This is a genomic window from Bradyrhizobium cenepequi (assembly GCF_020329485.1).
Taxonomy (GTDB): Bacteria; Pseudomonadota; Alphaproteobacteria; order Rhizobiales; family Xanthobacteraceae; genus Bradyrhizobium; species Bradyrhizobium cenepequi.
Genome location: NZ_JAGKJI010000162.1, coordinates 1 through 912 on the forward strand (window position 1 = coordinate 1; position 912 = coordinate 912).

At 58.3% G+C, this 912-nt stretch carries 1 protein-coding gene and 1 pseudogene; both read right to left on the reverse strand.

All coding sequences use genetic code 11. The features are described from left to right. Positions 1-304 (reverse strand): FAD-dependent oxidoreductase (locus J6497_RS40685; RefSeq protein ID WP_225709750.1); only part of this gene is annotated, 304 nt, incomplete at its 3' end. A 244-nt stretch (positions 305-548) separates the two neighbouring features. Continuing rightward, positions 549-912, reverse strand: a pseudogene (locus J6497_RS40690) (short-chain dehydrogenase); the annotation flags it as partial.

A 912-nucleotide genomic window follows, 5' to 3' on the forward strand; every position in this document is an offset into this window, starting at 1 on the left:
CCTTGTCCGGTCGAGTTGCCTTCCCGTATTGGAAGCCCCACGGCAAGAGCCGCGGGGCTGAGGCCCAATCAAGGGCGGCGGGTGAATTCACCTTCAAAACCGCGGCTGGAAGGTCGCCAATGCGATATTGGGCACTGAGGGGAAATGCGCTCGGGGCGATCACGCCTGCATTACCAAAGCTGCAGCCCTGCGCGACAGCTTGCTGGTCCAGCAGCATGATCTTCAGCCCGCGCTGTTGGAGAGCCAAGGCTGCAGTCACACCGACCACACCGGCACCCACGATAACGGCATCGATCTTTTCCACGTCGCCACTACAAAAGACTCAGACCTTAAGCACCGGTGGAGTAAAGATGGTATCAATCATCCCAACATCTCGTAGAACCACCTCTAGTCGTCCTGAATTAAACGCCCTAGCCCTGCTGGAGCTTATTGGCTCGGCTCCGGCATCGGAGCTCATGATGGTTATTGTTGAATCGGCGCCATCATCCCTTTCTTGATCTGAGCATATATGAATACCTACTTGCAGCGCGCTGAGGAGCCCTGCTGCCTCACTCCAGTCGCCAGCCGACCTCTTCGGCAAAGCTCTTGTAGAACTCCGGCGTGTAGGCGTTTTCCGGATCTCGCCGCACGCGTTCGTCGAGCTCTTGGGCATCTTCGCCAACCAGGATGCGCCATTTCCCTGCCTTGACGCCATCGAGGATGATCTTTGCGGCCTGTGCAGCCGAGGTCGGCGCGTTCTCCACAAATTGGCGGGCACGTTCGGCAGCCAGATCTTGAAGCTCCTGATCCGACATGTTGTCCACCTCGACCCCGAGCTTTCGCAGGCGCGCAATCTCGTCGTTGCTCAAGCGGTCACTACCGGTTTGCACTCTCCGGGAGTTTGAGACGATCGATGTTCCGACCATGCCGGGC